We start from the raw sequence: 14,568 nt of genomic DNA on the forward strand, positions 1-14,568 counted from the left end.
TTTTTTTGTTACCGGCCTCACAGCCCTCCCGCCGCCGACAGCTTTTGACACATTTTATTTACAAAAACACATTTATTGGCCGCTGCTTGTCTGGTAATTTAAGCTCAGATTAAGCCTCCAGCATGGATATGCAGAAGAATATGAAGACATTTTTCCGAAGAATAGCGCCGCTGCTCATCATAGTGGTCGCCGTACTCGGCGCCAAACTCCTGATGATGACCAAGCAGGAGCCGGAGCAAAAAGCGGAAGAGATCCCGCTGCCTGTGGTCGACGTGACTCAGGTCGAACAACAGACAATGTCACTCAACCTGCCCTCTTACGGCACTGTGACTCCCAAGTACAAGACTCAGCTGGTCAGTGAAGTTCAGGGCCGTATCCTCAGCATAGCCCCGGCCTTTGTGGCCGGTGGCGTGGTGCATCAAGGCGATGAACTGGCGGTGATAGAACCTTCTGACTATGAGGCCGACCTGATGCAGGCTCAGGCCACTCTGGCCCAGGCCAAGGCAGCATTGGATGAAGAAATCGCTCGCGGCGAAGTCGCCAAGATAGAATTCAGCGGTTATGACAACGGTATGCCACCCGAGCTTGGCTTGCGGGTTCCTCAGTTGAAGAAAGAGCAAGCCAACGTCAAGTATGCCGAAGCGGCACTCGCCAGAGCCAAGCGCAACCTGGAACGCACCGTTATCCGGGCACCTTTCGATGCCATAGTGCGCGCCCGCAGTGTCGATTTGGGGCAATACGTTTCCATAGGCACCAATCTGGGTGAGCTGTACGACACGGCTGTAGCCGAAGTGCGCCTGCCGCTGGCCAACAAAGACCTGGCCTATCTGGAGTCGGTGGACAACCCTGAGACTCAGGTAACCCTGAGCGCTGCCCTCGCGGGTAAAACCGTGACCTGGACTGGCAAGGTAGTGCGCAGTGAAGGGGTGATAGATCCGGATAACCGCATGGTCTATCTGGTGGCCGAAGTGCAGGATCCTTATCTGCGAAAGCAGAAACAGACCGGCCAACTGCCGCTGAAATACGGCAGCTTTGTCAACGCCGTGATCAAGGGCCGCACCGTCGATGGCCTGGTGAAACTGCCAAGGTATATGGTGCGTAATCAGCATGTGGCCGTGGTAGACAAGGACAACAAGATAGAGATGCGTCACGTCAACGTGGTACGCACAGATCTTGAGTATGTCTACATCAAAGACAGCCTCAAGGATGGCGAGCGAATCTCCAAGACCAATCTCAACAATATGACCAATGGTCAGTTGGTACGGGTTGCCAACAGCAAAGATAAAGACGCTTCCCACAGCGAAGAGGATGAAACTCAGGAACAGCGTCTGGCTGCGGCGGGTGAACTCTGATGGAGCAGGAAAAAGGAATCATTGCCTGGTTCGCCCGCAACAATGTTGCCGCCAACCTCTTGATGTGGATCCTGCTTATCGGCGGGATCTTCAGCGCCTTTCTGATCAATAAAGAGGTCTTTCCCAGCTTCGAACTCAACTATTTGCGGATCTCAGTCGCCTACCCAGGCGCGGCGCCGCAGGAGATTGAAGAAGGGATCACCATCAAGATTGAAGAGGCGATTCAGGACATCAGCGGCATCAAGAAGGTTACCTCGGTTGCCAGCGAAGGAGTGGGCTCTGTCACCATAGAGGTGGAAGACGGCTATGATGCCAAAGAGGTGCTGGATGAGGCCAAACTCAGGGTCGATGCCATTGCCACCTTCCCGGCCAATATCGAAAAGCCGGATATCTACCGGATCAAGCCGGAAAACAACGTTATTTGGGTGTCTGTCTATGGCGACATGACACTGCACGACATGAAAGAGCTGGCCAAGGAGATCCGTGATGAGATCACCAACCTGCCGGCGGTGACCCGTGCCGAAGTGACCGGGGTGCGCGACTATGAAATCGGTATCGAAGTCTCGGAAGATAAGCTCAGAGAGTACGGCCTCACCTTCACTCAGGTGGCGCAGGCAGTACAAAACACTTCGATAGATCTACCCGGTGGCTCAATTCGGGCTCAGGACGGTGACATACTGCTGCGTACCAAGGGCCAGGCCTACACGGGAGATGACTTTGCCAACATAGTGGTCAGCACTCGCGCCGATGGCAGCCGGGTGATGCTGCCCATGGTGGCCGAGATCAAGGATGACTTTGAGGAGCGGCTCGAGTACACCCGCTTCGACGGCATGCCGGCGGCCATCATAGAGATCACCAGCATAGACGATCAAAACGCCCTGGCGATTGCCGATCAGGTCAAAGGTTTTATTGCCGAGCGTCAAGCCACTCTGCCCAGCGGCGCGAAGCTGGACTACTGGGGCGACCTGACCCACTATCTCAAGGGCCGCCTCAACATGATGCTGTCCAACATGTTTATGGGTGCCTTGCTGGTGTTCATTATCCTGGCGCTGTTCCTGGATCTGAAACTGGCCTTCTGGGTCATGCTGGGGCTGCCTGTGTGCTTCCTCGGTGCCATGGCACTGATGCCGATGGAACCTTTTGGCCTGTCTATCAACATGTTGACTCTGTTCGCCTTTATTTTGGTGCTGGGGATAGTGGTGGATGATGCCATAGTCATAGGCGAGAGTGCCCATACCGAGGTTGAGCGTCACGGCCACTCGATCACCAATGTGATCCGCGGTGCCAAGAAGGTCGCCATGCCCGCTACTTTCGGGGTGTTGACCACAATTGCCGCCTTTATCCCCATGTTGATGGTGCCAGGTCCCATGGGGATCATCTGGAAATCCATCGGCATGATAGTGATCCTCTGCCTGGCCTTCTCGCTGGTGGAGTCCAAGTTCATTCTGCCGGCGCACCTGGCGCACATGAAGCCCAGCAAACCCAATCCCAACCCAGGGCCATTTGGCCGCTTCAAGCGCGCCTTCAACGAAAAAGTGCAGCATTTTATCCACCACAGTTACCGCAACTTTATGGAGCGGATGATCCCCCACAGATATACCCTGGTGGCGGGCTTTATCGGTGTGCTTATTCTGTCGGTCGCCATGGTCACCAGTGGCAAGGTGCGCTGGGTGCTCTTCCCGGATATTCCATCCGACTTTATCCAGGTCAATCTGGAAATGGATGAAGGCAGCTCAGAGCTCAACACCCTGGATGCAGTGCAGAAAATTGAAAATGCCCTCTATACCATGAACCAGCAGATGGAGTCCGAAATCGGCTACCCTGTGGTGAAGCACAGCTTTATCAATATGAGCAGCCGCACCTCGGCATTTATCTTTGCCGAGCTGACCAAGGGTGAAGACAGGGACGTGGACGGTGTGACCATAGCCGAGGCCTGGCGCAAACAGCTGCCGGACTTGGTGGCAGTGAAGAAACTCAATATCAATGCCAGCACCAATGATGCCGGCGGCGATATCTCTTTCCGCTTTACCTCCACCGATCTGGAACAATTGTCTGCGGCCGCCAAAGAACTGAAACAGAAGCTTGCCAGCTATGAAGGCGTTTATGATATTGCCGATAACTTCTCCTCCGGCAGCCATGAAATTCGCCTCAAGATTCGTCCCGAGGCAGAGGCGCTGGGGCTGACATTATCGGATCTGGCGCGCCAGGTGCGTTATGGCTTCTATGGCTATGAGGCGCAACGAATTTTGCGCAACAAAGAAGAGGTCAAGGTAATGGTGCGTTATCCGCTGGAGCAGCGCCGCACCATAGGCCATTTGGAGAACATGATGATCCGCACGCCAAACGGCATGGCGGTGCCCTTCTCTACCGTGGCCGAACTGGAGCTGGGGGAATCTTACTCTTCCATTACCCGGGTGGATGGTCGCAGGGCGATTACCGTGACCGCCAACGCCAACAAGGATAAAGTGGAGCCCTCCAAGGTGGTGCAGGAGATCCAGGAGAAGTTTATGCCCGAACTCGAGCGTAAATATCCTCATATTTCCGCCAGTCTCGATGGTGCCAGCCAGGATGAACAGGCCGCCATGGTCGGCTTGCTGCAAGGCTTCTTCTTCGCGATATTTACTATCTATGCCTTGATGGCCATTCCGCTCAAGTCCTACAGCCAGCCGCTGATCATCATGTCGGTGATCCCCTTCGGTATGATAGGTGCGCTGTTCGGTCACTTTATTCTGGGGCTGTCCATGAGCATTCTCAGTCTCTGCGGCATAGTTGCTCTGGCCGGGGTAGTGGTGAATGATTCATTGATTTTGGTGGACTTCGTCAACCGCGCCCGTGAGCAGGGTCAGTCAGTGGTCAAGGCGGCCATAGATTCGGGGTGTTATCGTTTCCGGGCGATTATCCTCACCTCGCTGACCACTTTTGTCGGCCTGGTGCCCATCATAATGGAGCGCAGCCTGCAGGCACAGATAGTGATCCCCATGGCCACCTCTCTGGCATTCGGTATTTTGTTCTCCACCCTGGTGACCCTGATCCTGGTGCCCATGCTCTATATCATTCTCGATGATCTGAGCCACAAGAGCCGAGCGTTTTATCACTGGTGGTGGCGGCCGAAAGAGGCAGAGGCCCAGTTAAACGAGTCGCAACACTGAGTAAGTGATTGAAGGGAGCCCAAAGGCTCCCTTCCCTTATCAGGCAACAAATTCAACTCTACCGCATCTCGTGTGGCTCCTAAGTGGGTGTTTTCTGATCCTGCTAGCATTTTTCACTGCGGCTCTTGGTTAGACTCCAAGTTATCTCCTGCATGCCTTATTGAGTCGTTATGAGCAGCACAGCCCAAAGCCAACCCACACTCGTCTATGACATACGCAACAGCCGCTATCTGAATATCACCGGCCGCTGCACCCTGAGATGCCGCTTCTGTCCCAAGCATAACGGCAGCAAGAGCATTCATGAGTATCAGCTGGATCTCAAGGTTCGCCCCCGCGGCAGCGATATCATTCCGCTGCTCGGCGAGGTAACCCGTTTCGATGAATACGTGTTCTGCGGCTATGGTGAACCGACGCTCAATCTCGAAACCTTGCTGGAAGTGGCCCGCGAAATAAAACGCCGCGGTGGTAAGGTCAGGGTCAATACCGATGGCTTGGGTAACCTGTTTCACAGGCGCAACATATTGCCTGAGCTGGCCGAGTGCGTCGATGCCCTGTCGGTCTCACTCAATGCCGACACTGAATCAGGCTACATTAAACACTGTCGCCCACGTCTGGCAGGTTCCTGGGATGCGGTCAACGCCTTTATTCGCGAAGCTCCCCGTTACATCAAGCAGGTGCAGGTATCGGCACTCGATGGCCTGGAAGGGGTGGATATCGACGCCTGTCGCAAAATAGTGGAAGACGCCGGCTGTCAATTCAAGCACAGGATCCTGGGACAGCTGGGTTAGCAAAGAGGCGGCACCAAGCAGATGGACCTGTAAACCCGCGCAGGCCCCATAGGGATGTGTTCGCGCCTTCAGGGGCCACAGTGTTAACTGCCCGGTGAACGGTCGGTAGCTGCCGATGCCCACTGGGTTATTTCGTGTTAACATGAGCGCAATTTTCACTCTGGAGCCAGCACAGTTCCATGTTCAAAAAGAATACCGGACTCAAAGACACACCTCTGCTTATCTCGGCTCAGGGTATTCACTGGTCCCGGCAGCGCTTGCTGGCCGTTGCCAGTCAGCTGAGCATGTTGGTGATCACTGTGATACTCATTACCAATGTGTTGATCACCTTGGGCGAGCGACGTCTGCAGGAAGAGTGGGCGGTACAAAGATACAGCGAGCTGCAAACCGTTGGTGCCCTGCTGGCCGATAAAATCTCCTTCCAGCAGTTTCGCACCCAGATGTTTGCCAAGTCAGAGTATCTGCGCCAGTACCTGGATAATCCGGGACACAAAGAATATCAACGGCTGATGACGAGCTGGGACAGCCTGAAGCGCAGCACCCCAGAACTGCTGGATCTGGCGCTGTTTGATGCCGACGGCAAGTTCCGCATCGCCACCAGCAATACCTTCGGCAGCATGTCCATGCCGCCGGCACTCCTGGGCAACAAGCGCAATCTGGGGGGGCAGGAAATCTATACCTCGGCATTGGAGTTTGCCCCGATTGACGGCCGCCTCGAGCCCTACATTTACCAGTTGGCCTGGCTGGAAAATCAGGATCAGAGCGTGCGCGGTTATCTGGTCACCTACAACTCCATGTTGCAGATGCTGCAGGCAATAAAGCCCGCCTTCTCCAGTAATGCCTCACCTCTGCTGCTGTTTGACAATCAGGGCCTGCTTTATGCCGGCGCCTCAGATCTGGACCCTTTGGCCAGGCTGCCTGAAACCATGGGCAGCAGCATAAGACAGAGCTATCCGGCACTGTGGAGCAAGATGGCCAGAAGTAACTTTGGTCAATTCCACGGAGAAGACGCCACCTTCGTCTATCTCAAGGTACAACTGGCTTCGCAAAACGATACCAAGCGCGAATATCTGCTGCTTTCCTATATCCGCAATCACGACATCGCCTCCCGTTTCTTTCAGTGGCGCAACATCCTTTTGGCCTGCGCCGCCATACTGACCATTCTGGCAACCGCGGTTATCCTGCTGACCCATATGTTCCGCCTCGAACAGCGCGCCAGACAAAACAGTATCGAGTTGGCCCGCGGCCTGTTCCGCTCCAACCTGGGTTGTGTGCTGGTCAACCCCAGCGGCCGTATCGTTAGCGCCAATGCCACTGCCGCCCGCACTCTGCAACTCGAGCAGGATGAGCTGCCGGATCGCAGTTTGCAACGGATCCTGCACCTGGAAGACGAGCTTTATTCTTCGATGAAACAACAGTTGGCGGATGCCGGCGAGTGGCGCGGCGAAGTGCAGCTCGAATCCCTGGACAACGCCCAGCTCAGATTGCATATCCGCCGCTACAACGCCAGCAGTCAAACCTATTTGCTGATAACCTTTGAAGATATCGGCGAACTGAAACAAGCCCAGCAGGAAGCCTTCCTTAGCAAGCTATTGACCGGCAGCAATGTGGCCACCGCCCTGACCACGCCCTCGGGGCAGTTGCTCAAGGTCAATGAAGCCTTTGATAAGCTGATGCAACTCAACGGTGATCTCAGCCACAGCCTGGCGGCTTTGCTGGAAAACGATCTTGGCAACCAGTGGCAGAGAATTAGCCAGCTGGTGAGCATGCAAGGCCAGTGGCAAGGGCAAATACTCTGCACCCACAGCCACGGCAGTTGCCTGCAAGCCACGCTCAAGGGCTATCTGGATGAAGACGGCGAGATTGAATATCTGGTGTGCACCCTGGAGCAGGCAACCCCAAGAGGCAAGATTGAGGCCAGTGGCGATCTGGTGCCACACCGCAGCACCATCCTGGTGAACCTCAGGGATCTGGATCGCTACTTCAAGTCCATGTCCGAAGAGGAAAAACTGCAGGCCAGTCTGCTCCTGATGGACATCAGCCCCGAGGGCATGCTCAGCCATATGAGTGATATCGGCCAACTGGAGAACCGCCAACACGAGGTGGAGATGCAGCTGCTCAGGGATCTGCCCAACAGTTATCAGATGTCCCATTGGCAGTTGGGTAAGCTGATTATCATACTACCGGAAACCGATGCCAATCAGGCGCATCACTATGCGGTCAAGGCGCTGGCCAACTTGGGCGAAAACGGCTTGGCAGAAGGGATCAGCATAGGCATAGCCGCCTATCTGCCGGGCCAGAGCCTGGAGCAGTTCCTCGGCAATGCCGAAGTGGCGCTGAAACGAGCCAAGCAGACGGGTGAGCAGAATATCTGCCAGGCCTATACCCGCCAGCTCTGAGATGCAGCAGCCTTTGATACTGGAGTCAATCGGCGCTGTTTTTCATGGCGCGGGCCGTCGCATTCTACTTCAGTGACAGTTGATCTGGCTGGCCACGTCGGCTCTGCCGCTGACTTTGGGCTCTGTCTTGCTGGCCTTGATGTGTCTCTATGGCCAGGAACGATTTCCCTCAGCATCCATCAGCATGGCATCAGCTACCTCTACTTGCTGCGGACACTGGAGCTGAACTGGCAGGATATCAGCGAATTTCATCTGTTTAATATTCAGCGAAACCCGCTAATTGGTTACTACTCAGATAGTTACCTGGCAAGGCTGGCACAGCGCAGCCCGCTCAGGGCCAAAACCCGCAGGGTATTGCAATCTTTGCCCGCTAACTTTGAACGCCCGGCCGCCGAGGTATGCGAGCTGTTGGATCGGGCGCGCCTTCAGGCGCTGCAACGCTCAACAACCCAGTGCTAGCTAAAAAAATCCCCGCAACTTGGCGGGGATTGTTGTTGATGGCGAAGCTTACTTAACGATTTCCATCTCTTGCAACAGGTTGTCTGCATTATCCAGATACTTCATCACCCACAGCATGTAACGGCTGTCCACCTGAATGGAGCGGTTGATGTTATCGTCGTAGTTCCAGTCACCTATGATGCTCTCATAAACACCGTCAAACAGCAGTCCCACCAGCTCGGCGCGGCCGTTGAGGGTTGGCGAGCCTGAGTTACCGCCTGTGGTATCCAGAGTTGAGAGGAAGTTGACCGGTACCGAGTCAATATCTTTGAAGTAGAAGTCACCGTATTGCTTGGCCTTGATAAGCTCCAGCTCTTTCTTGGGAGCATCGAAAGGCTCAACCCCTGTGTCTTTCTGCACTATGCCTTCCAGACGAGTGAAAGGTACGGCGTAGAGACCATCTTTGGGTGAGTAGCCCTTCACATGGCCGACTGTCACCCGCAGGCTGGAGTTGGCATCGGCATACACAGGTTTACCCTGCTCGCGGTTGTAGGCAATGATGGCTTCCATGTACTGAGGACGCACCTTCATCAGCTCACCGGCCAACTCTTTCTTCTTCTGCTCCAGCTGCATACCTGTGTCATAGAAGGCCACGGCAAACTGAATCATAGGATCTTTCGAGGCCTTGAAATCGGCAACCGACTTGTCCATCCAGGCCAGACGCACATCTTTGTTATCCAGCTTGGTATTCTTGTACATCTTGTCCAGAGTCTTCTTCAGCTTGGCCTCATCGAGCTTGTTGCCTATGCCGAAGTACTTGTCCAGCGCAGGCAGGCGCTCAGACTTGGGCAGCGCCGCATAACGCTTGAGCATCTCAAACACCAGCGCCTTGTCGACACTGGCGGCATAACGGCGATCGATACGCTCCATACCGGCCTTGAAGCGGATCATGTCACGCTCCTGGAAACCCGGCTCACGTTCCATGTCCGGCAGCGCCTTTTCATTGGCCAGACGATAGAGTTCGCGGGCCGTCGGCAACATAGTGGTATACCCCAGATAGCCCAGGATAATGTCACGCTGCTGATCCGCCTGGCTTTGGGCGACCAGCTTGTCCAGCTGTGCCAACACCTCGCCATACTGGGCCTTGCGGCTACTGTCGGCATCGATCCAGCTCTTGAGCTTGGCTTCCAGGGTACGCTTGTCTTCCAGCATGGTCGACTTACCATAGAACTCGATCATCGAGGTGAAGTTCTTGGCATAGTTGGCCAGACCGGCGATCAGGCTCTCGTACTTGATGCGCTCATCACTGCCTTCCGGGGCCGTCTCTTTAATGATTTCGATAAAGCGCTCACGCAGCTCCTTGCCTTGTGGGTAAGACCACTCAAACTGGTTTTCCACTTCATTGCCGGTGCGGTATCTGTTGGTGCGGCCCGGGTAACCGGCCACCATCACAAAGTCCCCTTCCTTGACCCCTTTGGCCGACACCTTGAGGAAGCTCTTGGGCTCGTAAGGCACGTTATCCTTGGAGAAATCGGCCGGCTTGCCATTTTTGTTGACATAGGCGCGGTAGAAGGAGAAATCACCTGTGTGGCGCGGCCACATCCAGTTGTCGACATCACCGCCATACTTACCCACGCTGGCCGCCGGGTTATACACCAGGCGGACATCACGGATTTCCAGCTGCTTCACCAGATAATACTCAAGACCACCGTGGAAGCTGTAAACCTGACAGCGATAGCCATCTTCTTTTTCACACTGGGCCACCAGTGACTTCTCGGCCGCCTCGACGCCCTTGTAGAAAGCGTCGCCCTGCTTGTTGTCCAGGCCTTGCTTGACCTTGTCGGTCACATTGGTGACCTCTTCGGTGACATATACCCGCGAGCCCGGAGTTGCCGGCAATTCTTCGGCAAAGTTTTTCGCCAGGAAGCCATCACGCAGCAGATTCTTCTCCGGGGTGGAGTTGTACTGGATGGAGCCGTAGGCACAGTGATGGTTGGTTACCACCAGGCCCTTGGGCGAAACGAAAGACGCGGTGCAGCCGCCCAGGCTTATCACGGCGTTCATCGGGAATTCGGTCAGCTTGGAAATAGACTTGGCGTCTATTTCCAGTCCTTTGGCCTTGAGTTTATCGGCCATGGCCGGCAATTGGTAGGGCTGCCACATGCCCTCATCGGCCTGAGCACCAAAACTGGTGGCTATGGCCGTTGCAAGTAACCATTTTTTCATTCTAGTAAGTCCATTCGCTGGTATCAGTTCAATTTGTTGTTTTTGTGCAACAAAAAAGCCGGGCACAAGTCCCGACTTTAACACAGACTACCAAGCGGCTACAGACTCGGAAAAATTCCCTTACAAAGGGCTTGTCTTAGGCCCCCAGCGTCGCATACAGCTGGGCAGCTATAATGCCTATCCCCAGGAGGGCCATCAGCGCCATCGCCAGCTTGCCACCGGCAACTTTGTAGCCTTCCGGCGACTCACGCCGCTGTTTCAGTGCTATGGCTATCGGCAGGAAGATGATGATCACCACTAAAGGCACGGCGGCAAAACCCAGCAGCGCTGAAAAACCTTCGGGCAGATACAGGGCGCAGGCCAGCGGCGGAATAAAGGTCAGCAACCAGGTCTGCAAGCGGCCGACAAAGTTACTCTTGGCACGGATAAGCTCGGCGCTGAAGTCAAACAGGCTCAGGGTCACTCCAAGAAACGAGGTGATCAACGCCAAGTCGGCAAACAGCCCAATGCACTTGCTCACCAAAGGCTGCTCGCTGATGGCCTGTAAGGCACTGATGAGTTTTGACAGTGAACCACCAAAACCGTGAATGGTATCGCCGCCAACGGTACCCAGGGTTACCAACAGCCAAAGCAGATAGCAGGCCAGCGGAATGCCGGAGCCTATCAGCAGCACCTTGCGCAGGGAAACCGTGTCACCATCGAGATAGCGCACCAGAGTAGCAATACAGACATGGAAACCAAAAGAGGTAAATACCACAGGTACTGCGGCCAGCCACACATTGGCATAGGAATCGGTCGGCGCCTGCTCCAGTAAGGTATTCATATTCACCTCAGGCAGCAGAAACAGTACCACCAGCACCAGCATGACTATCATGGCAGAAAACAGCCCGCGGGAGAGCTTATCGACCCAACCGACTCCCAAGGCGGCAAAACTGCCAAGAGCCAGGGTAAACAAGAGTACCGCGTCCTGGCCATCCAGGGTCATATCGAACCAGGCCTTGGCCTTGAGCACCAAGAGATCGGCGCCGCCGGTCAGATAGGCGGCGGTCAGGGCAAACAGCAGGCTGAGAAAAGCGGCGCTTTGAATCAGTTGCCCCGTCTTACCCAAGGCTTTACCTGTGATGGCATGCAGGTTATCCCCCACGCCGGAGCGCAGATTGACTTCCAACATCAACAGTGAGGTGTAGGCGGAAATGCCCCAAATGACCAACATCAATAACAGTGCCGGCAGTAAGCCCATGGCTGCCGTTGCCAGTGGCAAGGCCAACATACCGGCGCCAATCGCAGTACCCGCGACTATGGCTATAGAGCCCAATATTTTTAAGTTCACTAAAATTCGTCCTGTTCTTTTGTCTTGTTATCTTTAAGGTCAGATTTAACTCATGGGAAAGGCGAATTGTCAGCGCAGCTGGCAAGCTGTAACGTCTTGGCCGCAGATGAAATTCCGCCTTACGGAGTTTCATTGGCCCCAACAGCTCAGCAAACAGAAGAGGTATGCCACCAAGCCACTGGGGCTAACTAAATCGTGGACAGCGGAATTTGGGACTGCAGAGATGCAAACTCAACACGGAGGCTCTTTCTCAAAAAATTGACTTAACCGGGACATTAACAGAGCCACAGCCCTTGGGCAAGCGGGGAAGCGCGACTATCGGCCCTGAGGCGAAAAGCAGGCCGGTTCCTGCTCAGCGAACAGCTTGATAACCCGGCATTGCAGGCTCTGGAAACAAGAGCAGATGCCGGGCCGGGGCTAAAGTTTACCTGTAGTTTTGATACTTGTCGTTCAGCGGAATCGTTTGCGGGTTGAAGCGGCAAAACTCCACCAGGTTATCGGTCAACCTATCATACAACTCATCATCCACACATGGCAGGAGGTGTGCGTCACTCCTGTCTTTGAGCTCAGTGGGAAAGATAAAGTGTTCCAACCTGGATAAATCTCTTTCGATAGAGATTCTGGTAGTTTCAGAAAAGGACTTTTCCGAGAGCAAGGTATCCTTAAGAAAAGACACCAGTTTTTGAAAACCTTGATCCCAGTTAAAATTCCCGTTTGCCTGGGCTTCGTGGGCCAACTTCTCAATCGCCCGGAGAATTTCGCCCTGAACTGTCTCCGATTGCCCCGAATCGGGAACCAGATTTTCCCAGATCCATTGCGCCGTATTCTCTCCCTGAGGGATCCTGGTTATTTTTCTTTCCATGCGACCTTCCATATTGCTTTCCATATCCGCAATCCAGTGAAATACCCTAGCAGCCTAGCATTTTTGTACTGAGGTTTGACAATGATTCTACGCCCAATAGGTTCACACTTACCCGGATTTAAAAATTTCAATAAAATTCAATGCGATACCAAAATTATTCAGGTATCACAGTGGATCCTAACCGAGTCAATCACGCCTCAAGTATCCTGTTTGAATTATGCGACCTCAGCTTGTGGCTGTGGAACTATGTCAGCGGTGTCACTAAGGGCATTCTCGCTCTTGGCCACCACGCTGGCGGCAATACTGTTACCCAGCACATTGGTGGCCGAGCGGCCCATATCGAGGAAGTGATCGACCCCGAGCAAGAGCAGGATCCCCGCCTCGGGAATGTTGAATTGCCCAAGGGTTGCAGCAATCACCACTAACGAAGCTCTGGGCACACCGGCCATCCCTTTGGAGGTGACCATCAACAGCAGTAACATGGTCAACTGCTGCCCCAGACTCAGCTCAAAGCCATAGGCCTGGGCAATAAACATGGTGGCAAAGGTGCAGTACATCATGGAGCCATCCAGGTTGAAGGAATAACCCATTGGCAGCACAAAGCTGGAGATACGTTTGCTGCAGCCAAACTCTTCAAGCCGCTGCAACATTTTCGGATAGGCCGACTCAGAGCTGGCGGTGGAAAATGCCAGCAGCAAGGGCTCACGCATCAAGCTCAGTAAACGACGGATACGGCCGCCGAGGAACAAGGAACCCGCAGCAATCAACACCAACCACAACAGCCCCATGGAAAGATAAAACTGCCCCATAAAGCTGCCATAGGTGAGCAATATGCCACTGCCCTCCTTGGCCACCATGGCACCTATAGCGGCAAATACGGCAAAAGGAGCAAAGTTCATCACATAAGCTGTCACCTTGAGCATGATATCTGCGCCGCTGCTGAGCACTGAAATCACCGGCTTGGCATGTTCACCGCAAGCCGCAGCCGCCAAACCAAAGAAGAGTGAGAACACCACTATCTGCAGAATTTCGTTGTCGGCCATGGCACCGATAACACTCTTGGGGATCGCATGGGAGACAAACTCTCTCAGGCTCAAACCACCGGCCTCCAGGCCTGTCACGGCATGGCTGTCCGGCAGCGCCAGGTCGAGCCCCACTCCCGGCTCCAGCAAGCTGACCATCAAGAGTCCCAACAGCAGCGAGATAACCGAGGCCATAATAAACCAGGAAAGTGTCTTCAAGCCGACCCGGCCAACAGTGCGGCTATCTCCCATCTTGGCGATACCCACGGTCAGGGTGGTAAACACCAAGGGAGCTATGATCATCTTGATCAGATTAAGGAATATATCTGTGAGTATGGTAATGCTGTCTGCAAAGGTCTGGGCTTGTTCGGGGGAATACCAGCGCAAAATCTGGCCTGTCGCAATACCCAGCAACATGGCGAGAATAATCGACAGGGTCAACTTGTTCATTTTCATTATCATGTGTCGTGCTCCAGTGAATGCCTGGGAGATGGATCCGCCACCAACGCAGGGGTGCAAAAGGCCATAAGGCCAGAGAAATGCATAAAAAAGCCAGCTCAGATCCAGACAGAATGTCTTCAATAACGCTCATGACTTACATGCATATCCTATGGAGGCAAAAACTGGCATTAAGCAGTCCTGGAAGACGGTGAGATTGCCACTGGAGTAAGCCGATGAGCGTCAGCATCTTGAAACGTATCGTCCCGGAAGGGAAGCCTTAAGACTGGGTGGGCAAGTCGTCACCGTCATCTCTGACGGCTAAAAATGGCGCTTGCACTACAGGCTCGATTGGCGGGATAAGGCGAGTCAGTGTCCAATTCTATATAAATTTCAAATTATTAAAAATGTTTCGACACTAACTATTAAGATGGAAACTTTTAAAAAGAAAACCAGATTAACTGAAGATGAAACTTTATTTATCCAACTAATTTAGTGAGTTACTTCACGGCATTGTTGCGCTTGAAAAGACCACCAGGCATGAAACAGTAGCCGCAGCAGTCG

9 protein-coding genes are annotated in these 14,568 nt (G+C 53.9%); 5 read left to right on the forward strand and 4 right to left on the reverse strand.

Annotated features, from left to right (window positions below; all coding sequences use genetic code 11):
- The first annotated feature begins 140 nt into the window (after positions 1–140).
- From ACSHSR_RS17415 to ACSHSR_RS17435, 5 genes are all read left to right on the forward strand, one after another.
- Positions 141–1,352 (forward strand): efflux RND transporter periplasmic adaptor subunit, encoded by a 1,212-nt coding sequence (locus ACSHSR_RS17415; RefSeq protein ID WP_025008995.1) that lies wholly within the window; start codon positions 141–143, stop codon positions 1,350–1,352.
- Entirely contained in the window at positions 1,352–4,501 is a 3,150-nt protein-coding gene (locus ACSHSR_RS17420) for an efflux RND transporter permease subunit (protein ID WP_479630989.1), read from the forward strand. Before ACSHSR_RS17415 ends, ACSHSR_RS17420 begins: the two co-directional genes overlap by 1 nt.
- A 170-nt stretch (positions 4,502–4,671) precedes the next feature.
- Positions 4,672–5,289 carry a TatD family nuclease-associated radical SAM protein gene (locus ACSHSR_RS17425; protein ID WP_028779394.1) on the forward strand — a complete coding sequence of 206 codons (618 nt, stop codon included), beginning with the start codon at positions 4,672–4,674 and terminating at the stop codon, positions 5,287–5,289.
- A gap of 179 nt (positions 5,290–5,468) precedes the next feature.
- Positions 5,469–7,688 carry a PAS domain-containing protein gene (locus ACSHSR_RS17430; RefSeq protein ID WP_144225255.1) on the forward strand — a complete coding sequence of 740 codons (2,220 nt, stop codon included), beginning with the start codon at positions 5,469–5,471 and terminating at the stop codon, positions 7,686–7,688.
- A 141-nt stretch (positions 7,689–7,829) separates the two neighbouring features.
- On the forward strand, positions 7,830–8,147 hold the full coding sequence (locus ACSHSR_RS17435; protein ID WP_261752776.1) for a hypothetical protein: 318 nt from the start codon (positions 7,830–7,832) through the stop codon (positions 8,145–8,147).
- A 48-nt stretch (positions 8,148–8,195) separates the two neighbouring features.
- On the opposite strand, the gene ACSHSR_RS17440 is transcribed toward ACSHSR_RS17435, so the two are convergent.
- The 4 genes from ACSHSR_RS17440 to ACSHSR_RS17455 all read right to left on the reverse strand — a co-directional run bounded on the left by ACSHSR_RS17440 (position 8,196) and on the right by ACSHSR_RS17455 (position 14,028).
- Entirely contained in the window at positions 8,196–10,352 is a 2,157-nt protein-coding gene (locus ACSHSR_RS17440; protein ID WP_479630990.1) for a S46 family peptidase, read from the reverse strand.
- A 136-nt stretch (positions 10,353–10,488) separates the two neighbouring features.
- Positions 10,489–11,682: an aromatic amino acid transport family protein gene (locus tag ACSHSR_RS17445; RefSeq protein ID WP_479630991.1), complete on the reverse strand. Its 1,194-nt coding sequence runs from the start codon at positions 11,680–11,682 to the stop codon at positions 10,489–10,491.
- A 424-nt stretch (positions 11,683–12,106) separates the two neighbouring features.
- Entirely contained in the window at positions 12,107–12,544 is a 438-nt protein-coding gene (locus tag ACSHSR_RS17450) for a hypothetical protein (RefSeq protein ID WP_044735944.1), read from the reverse strand.
- Positions 12,545–12,759: 215 nt separating this feature from the next.
- Entirely contained in the window at positions 12,760–14,028 is a 1,269-nt protein-coding gene (locus ACSHSR_RS17455) for a dicarboxylate/amino acid:cation symporter (protein ID WP_201314547.1), read from the reverse strand.
- Positions 14,029–14,568: the final 540 nt, after the last annotated feature.

This window comes from Shewanella sp. VK101 (assembly GCF_056497865.1).